We start from the raw sequence: 8,606 nt of genomic DNA, 5'->3' as shown, positions 1-8,606 counted from the left end.
GAATATAACTTGTACAATGTAATGTATATAAAGGGTATGTATGTCATATAAACCTTGTCCAATTAATGAAATGGGGTTAAAATTACATATTGTTAATGAAAAGTTGGAGGAAATACATCATGGAATTGTTTCAATTACCGAAAGCATTCCTGCAAATGAATACAATTTTTATTTCCATATTAATCGAAGCACTTCCGTTTGTGCTAATTGGTGTATTTATTTCAGGATTCATTCAAATGTTTGTGACAGAAGATATGGTGGCAAAATGGATGCCGAAGAACCGATTTCTGTCTGTTTTATTAGCTACTTTTTTAGGCATGTTGTTTCCAGGTTGTGAATGTGGAATTGTTCCGATTGTAAGACGATTAATTGGAAAAGGCGTTCCACCATACGCAGGGATTGCATTTATGTTAACTGGACCTATTATTAATCCAGTTGTATTATTTGCTACTTATGTTGCCTTTGGGAGTAGTATGCACATGGTATGGTATCGTTCTATTGTAGCGATTATCGTAGCCATTATCGTTGGAATTATATTATCCTTTATGTTTAAAGAACATCAATTAAGAGATGATCACTTCCCAGAAGTGAATAATAAGCGTCCACTGCGTAAAAAAATGTGGGATGTATGTACACACGCTGTTGAGGAATTCTTCTCAATGGGAAAATATTTAGTACTAGGTGCGTTAATTGCAGCAGCGGTACAAACGTTTGTACAAACTTCAACACTTCTTGCTATTGGACAAGGTCCGTTTTCTTCATCAGCTGTTATGATGGGACTTGCTTATATATTATCACTTTGTTCAGAGGCAGATGCATTTATCGCTTCTTCGTTCCAAAGTACGTTTTCAACAGCTTCACTTGTCGCGTTCCTCGTTTACGGACCGATGGTGGATATTAAAAATATGTTTATGATGCTTGCGACATTTAAAACGAAATTTGTAATTGTTGTTATAGTTACAGTTACTCTTGTTGTTTATGCAAGCTCACTACTCATTTATGCGATGGGGTGGTAGGTTATGTTTCGAGCATATATATTATTAGGTTTTACAATATTAATTGCGCAACTGCATATTTCCGGTAACATTACGAAGTATATCAATATGAAGTATGCCTATTTATCAACAACAGCAGCAATTATTTTAGGTTTCTTAACGATTATACAAATTATCGTCGTTTTCCAAAAAGAACACCAAAAGGAAAAAGAGAAAAATGATTGTAGTTGTGACCATGGTCATTGCGGACATGATCATTCAAAAGATGAGAATACATGGTGGAAAAAAGCATTTTCGTACTCATTGTTTTGTTTTCCAATTATCTCAGGGTTATTTTTCCCAATTGCGACGCTAGATTCGGATATTGTTAAAGCGAAAGGGTTTCACTTTCCTGTTGCACAAGCAGAAAGTAAGGATCCATTTATGACAAGACAATTTCTAAGACCTGATACGAGTATTTATTACGGGAAAGAAGGATACCGCGGTGTAATGGAAAAAGGGAAGAAAGAGTTTGTTACGAAAGATAATATTAATTTGAAAGATGAAGACTTCCTAAAGGGTATGGAAACAATTTATAATTATCCTGGCGAGTTTACTGGAAAAAAATTATCTTTTAAAGGGTTTGTTTTTAGAGATGATTCTTCTAAAAAAGAACAATACTTCTTATTCCGTTTCGGTATTATACATTGCGTAGCAGATTCTGGTGTGTATGGTATGTTAGTGAAAAAACCAGAAGGCGTAGAGTGGAATAATGATGACTGGATTCAAGTAGAAGGAGAGATAACTACTGAGTTTTATCAGCCGTTTCATGCGAATATTCCTGTATTAGAAGTAACAAAATGGAATAAAGTTGAACAGCCGAAAGAACAATATGTATTTAGAGGAGCCGATTGATAAAATCGGTTCTTTTTTGTGGACTAAAAGTTCTGAATGTTGTTAATATTAAACGTGTAGTTCATTTAGTATAGTGATTATTGAAATATTAGGGATAGATCATTAAAGGGGTGATAACAATGACAGAAGTAAAGGGGAAAACAGCCAATGAGTCAAGGGTGTTCAAAACGAGCCGAGTCTTCCCAACAGATTTAAATGATCATAACACGCTATTTGGTGGGAAGATATTAGCGGAGATGGATATGGTTGCTTCTATTTCAGCATCCAGACATTCAAGAAAGGAATGTGTCACAGCATCTATGGACTGGGTCGATTTCTTACATCCTGTTCGTTCTTCAGATTGTGTTAGTTATGAATCTTTCGTAATTTGGACGGGAAGAACTTCGATGGAAGTGTTTGTGAAGGTAGTGGCTGAAGATTTAATTTCAGGTGAGAAGCGTATAGCGGCAACGTCATTCGTTACTTTTGTGGCACTTAGTAAGGAAAATAATCCAGTTCCAGTACCGCGTGTTATCCCTGAAACCGAAGAAGAGAAAGAATTACATCGTATTGCTGTGTTACGTGCAGAACAGCGTCATATACGTAAGGCAGAGAGTAAGAAAGTAGCCACATTGTTAACCTTTTGAGATGAATATTTAGCCATTTAAGTTACTATAGCAGTCGGAAATGGTTTTAAAATGAAAAGCGGACACCTAAAATAGGTGTCCGCTTTTATAGTTTTTTCATCCACATATCATATGACAGTAGCTACTTAGCAGAAGCAAGCAGCACCGACGATGATTAAGAGGATAAATAATACGACTAATAGCGCAAATCCATTACCATGTGCGAAGCCCATTGTTATTTCCTCCTTTTATTTTAAGATACAACATACAATATGCAAATGAGCTATTGTTTGATATGGACATATATCATGCAATGACATATTTTCTTGAATGATAATGTAATAAAAAAGGGAAGATATAGAAATAACAGTAAGTGGAGAAAGGAATTTATCCATGAAGCACTTTTTCGCTATAATCCTTTGTTTAATAGGTGTATTCATTTGGATGAACATCGATGTGGAAATGGGGAAGGAAATGGCTAGTGAATATGAATTAGGACAAGTTCGATTAGGTGAATTTCAACTATATACGAACGGTGAAGAGTTATATAGAAAATTATTTGACGATATAAACGATGCAGAAAAGTATATATATATCCATTTTTATATTGTAGGAAAAGACGAAATAAGCCAAGAGTTTTTACAGTTATTAGAGAAAAAAGCATCTAGCGGAGTAGAAGTGAAATTGTCAGTCGATCGGGTAGGCGGATATAAGCTGAAGAAAAAGGTAATTAGCCGATTAAAAGAAAACGGTGTGAAGTTTACATTTAGTAAAAAACCGAAACTGAAAAATATGTTCTATTCTTTGCATCAACGAAATCATAGACGTATTGTTACGATAGATGGAAAGGTATCATACGTCGGTGGCTTTAATATCGGAAAGGAGTACCTTGGACAAAATCCAAAGTTTGGGCCATGGCGTGATTATCACGTGCGTATCCATGGTGAGGGTGCAGCGGATATGGAAAGAAAGTTCGCCGAAGATTGGAAAGAAGATACAGGAGAAAAAATGCCTATACATGAAAGTATACCTACATTAGGGAATATAAAATATCAATATTTATTTTCAAATGGAAAAGGCTTATGGGAAAAGTATGGGGCACTTTTAAAAAAAGCTAAAAAGTCTTTAATTATCGCTACACCATATTTTGTACCAAGTAAAGAAATGGTGAAAGAGTTAAAAGCTGCATTAAATCGTGGTGTTAATGTGAAAATTCTCGTGCCATTTAAAAGTGATGCCATATTGTTAAAACAAGCTGCCTATCCATATTTGAAAGATATGTTACATGCTGGAGCGGAGATTTATCAATATCGAAATGGATTTTTTCATGGGAAAGTAACAATCATTGATGGAGAAATTGTTGATATTGGGACAGCGAATTTTGATAATAGAAGTTTTTATTTAAATTGCGAGTCTAACTGTATCATATATGATAAAACAGTTGTTGATGAAGTATGGAGTCGATTACAGGTAGACTTTCATAAATCAAAACGATTTTCTGAAGAAGATTTTGAGAAAATTAGTAGATGGGATTGGTTTTTAGCAAGAATAGCGAATGTTTTAGCATCATATTTATAGTATATGGACAAAAGAGAAGGGAGGCGCTTTAATGGACTGTATGAAAGAATTAATGAGACATAGTTATATGCTAATATACAAGGTTGGAGAGTATGCTGGAAAGGTCAGAGACGAAGAATTAAAAAATCTATTACAGCACCATTTACCATATATGTTACAAGCATATAATGAACAAGTAAATTTTCAAGAAGGAGAGAATGTGCAGCATATAACCTGTGAAACAACGGAGTTTGATTTGCATGAAATGGAAAAGGAAACAGTTAGTAAATATACAGGGGATATTCATATTGCAACCAGTTATATTGCGCACTTGAAACGATTAGCTTTAAAGTTTGCTCAAGTTGCAGTGGAAGTTGCTAATCCAGAGTTTCGCTCATTTTTGGAAAATTGTTTCCTGAAAATGAACCGTTACGCTTATAGTGTGTGGCAATATGTTATGAAGAAGGAATATAAGATTACACATCTATATGAAAATGAAAAGTTTGCATGAGAAACTAAGGCGAAATGGTATGCGCCTTAGTTTTTTTACGTCCATTGAGAGAAAAAACTAGTTTTATTGTGTATCGATTGGAAATGAAATATATAAATTAAAATTAGGGTTTGTTATCGGAAAATTTACAAAAATTTACCGTATATTTACTGTTTTTCAATCTCTCCTTTAAAAATAGAAAGTAATATGAGATTGTACATATTCTATCACAAGGAGGAAACGCAAATGAACAAATGGGTTAAATCATTAACTGCTATGGCACTTGCAAGTTCTTTATTAATGGTAGGTTGTAGTAAAGGTGAGGACAAGAAGAAAGAAGACGACACAACAACACAACAAGAGGACAAAAAGGATAAAGAAACAAGCGGAACCGAGAAGTCTACTGATTCTAAAGAAAAGAAATAAAGTAATAATACAGCTTCCTCTCATATATGAGGAAGCTTTTTTGTTGTAAATTGACTGAGATTATTGAAAAATAGAAAGAGAATGAAAGAGGGGGAAAATAAATGAAAGTATGTATATTGGGAGCAACAGGACGAGTAGGTTCAAACATAATTAATTTAGCATTAAAGGATTCAGCTGAAGTGACTGCATTAGCGCGTGATTTAAATAGAATAGAAATACAACATGAAAGGTTAAGAGTGATAGAAGGTAATGTATTGAACGAAAATGATATAAAGAAAGCGATAAAAGGAAGTGATATAGTAATTAGTGCACTTGGAACGGATCAAAATGGAACATTAGCGAAGAGTATGCCACAAATTATAAAGAAAATGGAAGAAGAAGGGGTTCGTAGAATCATAACAATAGGAACAGCTGGTATTTTACAAGCAAGAACAGATCTAAATTTATATCGTTTTCAATCAACGGAATCAAAAAGGAAAACGACAACGGCAGCGGAAGATCATTTGGCTGCATATAAGGTACTAAGTAATAGTAATAATTTATGTTGGACAGTTGTTTGTCCGACACATTTAATAGATGGTGAGGCGACAGAGGTATATCGAACTGAAAAAGATATATTGCCAGAGGGTGGATCAAAAATTACAGTGGGTGATACAGCACACTTTGCATGGGATCTATGTAAGAAAAACATATATGAAAATAGTCGAGTAGGTATTGCATATTAAAAAACCATCCCGAAATCGGGATGGTTAAAAGATGATATAACACAAGAAGATGATAATCATAATGATTTGGAGAATTGCTTTCGCTACTGTACTGCTTAAAAAACCAACTACAGTAGCGACTCCAACTAGAAAGGCATCTTTTGGCGCTTTTTTATGCACTAGTTCTGTTATAAATACTGATAAGAACGGTATGATAATAAGTCCGAATGGCGGGAAGAAGAACGATCCGACAATGATAGAAATCATTCCGACACGTTCGCCCCATTTAGAACTACCGTATTTTTTTAAGAAATATCCATTTGCAATAAAATCAGCAACGAAAATGAAAAGAGTAAAAATGACTTGAATAATCCAAAAAGAAGTTGTTAATTCGCCTCCATTTATACCGAAATGGTAAATCAAATATCCAGCCCAGACAGCTAGTATGCCAGGGATAATTGGATAAATAAAGGCGAGAAATGAAACAACGAAACAGGCAATGATACAAATTGTTAATAAAACAGTCACTTTATAGCTCCTTTTTAATATCTAGTTTATGTACAGCAACTTTTTTGACTTGATGTCCATCAAGTTCTAATACTTTAAATTGAAAACCAGCATATTCAATGGAATAGCCAGTTTCAATATTTAAGTCAACTGCTTGAGAAAGAAGCCATCCTCCGATTGTATCTAAATCACTATCATCAATATGTAGGCCAAACATATCATTTACTTCAGAAATAAGCACCTTTCCATCTAAAACAGTAAGCTTAGGTGTACGCTTTTCAATCATAGGTGATTCATCCGCATCGAATTCATCTTGAATTTCTCCAATGATTTCTTCAAGAATATCTTCCATCGTTAAAAGTCCGGCAGTACCACCATATTCATCCATAACGATTGCCATCTGAACGCGATTTTTTTGAAGATGGACTAACGTTTTACGAATTGGAACTGTTTCAAATACAGTTAGAACAGGATGTATATAAGATTCAAGTGGTTTATAAATACCTTTCGTTTGATCATGGAATACTTCTTTCGTATTGATCATCCCAATGATATCATCTTTATCTTTTTCGATAATTGGATAGCGTGTATATTTTTCAGTAGCGACGATATCCATATTTTCTTCTAACGTATTTTCAGTAGATAAGCAAATCATTTCGGTACGAGGAACCATAATTTCTTTTGCAACTCGATCATCAAATTCAAAAATGTTATTTACATATTTATATTCGGTTTGGTTTATTTCACCGCTTTTAAAACTTTCACCTAAAATGAGTCGCAATTCCTCTTCAGAATGAGCAAGTTCACTTTCTTTCGCAGGTTCTAATCCGAGTAATTTTGTGAAAAATATAGCTGTACTATTGAGTAGCCAAATGAATGGGTACATAATTTTATCAAATAAAATAAGCGGTCTTGCAAATTTGAGTGTGATTGCTTCTGCTTTTTGAATTGCGAAAGACTTTGGAACTAATTCACCTAATACAACGTGGAAAAATGTAATAACACTAAAAGCAATAACAAAAGATAAAGTGTTAGCCATTGTTCCAGTAATATTAATTTTTTCAAAGAGCGGTCGTAGTATATGTTCCACAGTCGGTTCACCAAGCCAACCAAGCCCTAAAGAAGTGATTGTAATTCCGAGCTGACAAGCTGATAAATAAACATCTAAATTAGATAGGACGCTTCTTGCAGCTAAAGCTTGTTTATTACCTTCATTTGCAAGTTGGTCAATTCGACTTTTTCGTACTTTTACAACAGCGAATTCTGATGCAACGAAAAAGCCAGAAATAAGAATAAGTACAAAGATGAGAAAAATATTTAATATGTCCAAGCGTGTTCTCCATTCCAAGGTTTGGAATAAAGATGTCACCTCCTGCAATTATGTTATACTTTTATAATAAATCCAAATGAAAAGAATAGTCAAAGGAAAAGGGTAAATATTGGTATGTTTCTGTAATAGTTTTTGAATTTGCTGTTATTTTGTCCGCTATACAAAAGGAATAACCCCCTACTTTTAGATTATAGAGGGTTATTTTAAATTAAGGTTTTGGAACACTTCTCGTTAAAGTGTATGACTGTTGCTTGGAGTAGTTTGTGGTCCATAGTGTTTGAAGGAAAGAAAGTATGCTATATGGGATATAGAGTAGTAATAAGCCGATTGTAACAATTATGGGTGAATTTCCGCCAAATTGAACGATAAATTGTAACAGTCCATTTGCATGAAAAACGCATTCCATAAAAACGAATGAAAGAATAATGGAACCTAAAATTGATTTATGATTCGAAGTAAGCGCCAAAAACAATGTATCCACAAGAAAAGAATCATGTTTTATTTCATATTCATTTGTGTTTTTTAAGAAAGGAATCCATTTTTTTACTGCTTGCATAACGATAATCATGGAAGTACTACATACGATGATAAATGATGAGTAGTAAGGAAGGTTTATAAATTGTGCGATGTATAGAAGTAGTAATAAGACTGAACATTGTAATACTACAGTGCAAAAAGAGTAAGGTATCCATTTCAATACAGTAGTAAACTTTTTAAACGAATTAGGTACTTTGAAAAATAAATGGCCGATACCCAAACTTATGAAAAATCCGATCGCAAGGGTAAAAGTAAAACGAACAATCGATATAAAATATATTTCCCATATGTAAGGGAATAATGGTGTTGAATGATTAGAAGTATGTATCATTTGGTTTGCTGAGAAAAAGATAGATTCATGCATCCAATCAACCTTTGGAATTGATATAGAAGAAAGCTGTGCGAAGTTTTGAAAAATGCTAATAAATCCATTTTGATAAGAATAATTGTGTGTAATAAAAAGAGCTGGAATAGGACTTATGGCAAAAATAACAATAATACCAATTATAAATTTACATATATGTGAGCGTAATAAGGACATATAACCACCTACTCTTAGAA

General features: G+C 33.8%; 11 protein-coding genes. 7 read left to right on the top strand and 4 right to left on the bottom strand.

Going from position 1 to position 8,606, the window contains the following annotated elements; translation table 11 throughout:
* Positions 1 to 119: 119 nt before the first annotated feature.
* The 3 genes from ABWK52_RS24430 (at position 120) to ABWK52_RS24420 (ending at position 2,515) form a co-directional block, all read left to right on the top strand.
* On the top strand, positions 120 to 1,016 hold the full coding sequence (locus ABWK52_RS24430; RefSeq protein WP_000418716.1) for a permease: 897 nt from the start codon (positions 120 to 122) through the stop codon (positions 1,014 to 1,016).
* A 3-nt stretch (positions 1,017 to 1,019) separates the two neighbouring features.
* Positions 1,020 to 1,889, top strand: coding sequence for a TIGR03943 family putative permease subunit (locus tag ABWK52_RS24425; RefSeq protein WP_084064636.1), 870 nt, complete (start codon positions 1,020 to 1,022; stop codon positions 1,887 to 1,889).
* Between the two features lie 119 nt (positions 1,890 to 2,008).
* Positions 2,009 to 2,515 carry an acyl-CoA thioesterase gene (locus ABWK52_RS24420; RefSeq protein ID WP_000141164.1) on the top strand — a complete coding sequence of 169 codons (507 nt, stop codon included), beginning with the start codon at positions 2,009 to 2,011 and terminating at the stop codon, positions 2,513 to 2,515.
* A 125-nt stretch (positions 2,516 to 2,640) separates the two neighbouring features.
* On the opposite strand, the gene ABWK52_RS24415 is transcribed toward ABWK52_RS24420, so the two are convergent.
* A complete protein-coding gene (locus ABWK52_RS24415; RefSeq protein ID WP_000505094.1) occupies positions 2,641 to 2,727 on the bottom strand; it encodes a YjcZ family sporulation protein in 87 nt (28 codons plus the stop codon).
* 160 nt (positions 2,728 to 2,887) lie between these two features.
* Between ABWK52_RS24415 and cls the strand changes: the two genes are divergently transcribed.
* The 4 genes from cls to ABWK52_RS24395 all read left to right on the top strand — a co-directional run bounded on the left by cls (position 2,888) and on the right by ABWK52_RS24395 (position 5,692).
* Positions 2,888 to 4,072 (top strand): cardiolipin synthase, encoded by a 1,185-nt coding sequence (cls, locus tag ABWK52_RS24410; protein ID WP_002196420.1) that lies wholly within the window; start codon positions 2,888 to 2,890, stop codon positions 4,070 to 4,072.
* 31 nt (positions 4,073 to 4,103) lie between these two features.
* Positions 4,104 to 4,562, top strand: coding sequence for a spore coat protein (locus tag ABWK52_RS24405; protein ID WP_097995056.1), 459 nt, complete (start codon positions 4,104 to 4,106; stop codon positions 4,560 to 4,562).
* A gap of 225 nt (positions 4,563 to 4,787) precedes the next feature.
* Positions 4,788 to 4,967, top strand: a complete 180-nt coding sequence (locus tag ABWK52_RS24400; protein WP_001045960.1) for a hypothetical protein — start codon at positions 4,788 to 4,790, stop codon at positions 4,965 to 4,967.
* Between the two features lie 101 nt (positions 4,968 to 5,068).
* Positions 5,069 to 5,692, top strand: a complete 624-nt coding sequence (locus ABWK52_RS24395) for an NAD(P)-dependent oxidoreductase (protein WP_098202751.1) — start codon at positions 5,069 to 5,071, stop codon at positions 5,690 to 5,692.
* A 24-nt stretch (positions 5,693 to 5,716) separates the two neighbouring features.
* On the opposite strand, the gene ABWK52_RS24390 is transcribed toward ABWK52_RS24395, so the two are convergent.
* The 3 genes from ABWK52_RS24390 to ABWK52_RS24380 form a co-directional block, all read right to left on the bottom strand.
* Entirely contained in the window at positions 5,717 to 6,199 is a 483-nt protein-coding gene (locus ABWK52_RS24390) for a DUF456 domain-containing protein (RefSeq protein ID WP_000217338.1), read from the bottom strand.
* 1 nt (position 6,200) lies between these two features.
* Positions 6,201 to 7,508, bottom strand: coding sequence for a hemolysin family protein (locus ABWK52_RS24385; protein ID WP_065705050.1), 1,308 nt, complete (start codon positions 7,506 to 7,508; stop codon positions 6,201 to 6,203).
* A gap of 208 nt (positions 7,509 to 7,716) precedes the next feature.
* The gene (locus ABWK52_RS24380; RefSeq protein ID WP_000055260.1) at positions 7,717 to 8,586 is read right to left on the bottom strand and encodes a hypothetical protein; all 870 of its coding nucleotides are present in this window, start codon (positions 8,584 to 8,586) and stop codon (positions 7,717 to 7,719) included.
* Positions 8,587 to 8,606 lie beyond the last annotated feature (20 nt).

It is taken from the genome of Bacillus sp. AP50, assembly GCF_040492675.1.
GTDB lineage: Bacteria > Bacillota > Bacilli > Bacillales > Bacillaceae_G > Bacillus_A > Bacillus_A cereus.
Note: the sequence above shows the minus strand (reverse complement) of the source record. Positions and strands in the feature narration are given on the sequence as shown.

What these genes read in the sequence shown, in the direction of transcription:
- ABWK52_RS24430 (WP_000418716.1), top strand. Translation starts at nt 120, where the DNA reads ATGGAATTGTTTCAATTACCGAAAGCATTCCTGCAAATGAATACAATT.
- ABWK52_RS24425 (WP_084064636.1), top strand. Translation starts at nt 1,020, where the DNA reads ATGTTTCGAGCATATATATTATTAGGTTTTACAATATTAATTGCGCAA.
- ABWK52_RS24420 (WP_000141164.1), top strand. Translation starts at nt 2,009, where the DNA reads ATGACAGAAGTAAAGGGGAAAACAGCCAATGAGTCAAGGGTGTTCAAA.
- ABWK52_RS24415 (WP_000505094.1), bottom strand. Translation starts at nt 2,727, where the DNA reads ATGGGCTTCGCACATGGTAATGGATTTGCGCTATTAGTCGTATTATTT.
- cls (WP_002196420.1), top strand. Translation starts at nt 2,888, where the DNA reads ATGAAGCACTTTTTCGCTATAATCCTTTGTTTAATAGGTGTATTCATT.
- ABWK52_RS24405 (WP_097995056.1), top strand. Translation starts at nt 4,104, where the DNA reads ATGGACTGTATGAAAGAATTAATGAGACATAGTTATATGCTAATATAC.
- ABWK52_RS24400 (WP_001045960.1), top strand. Translation starts at nt 4,788, where the DNA reads ATGAACAAATGGGTTAAATCATTAACTGCTATGGCACTTGCAAGTTCT.
- ABWK52_RS24395 (WP_098202751.1), top strand. Translation starts at nt 5,069, where the DNA reads ATGAAAGTATGTATATTGGGAGCAACAGGACGAGTAGGTTCAAACATA.
- ABWK52_RS24380 (WP_000055260.1), bottom strand. Translation starts at nt 8,586, where the DNA reads ATGTCCTTATTACGCTCACATATATGTAAATTTATAATTGGTATTATT.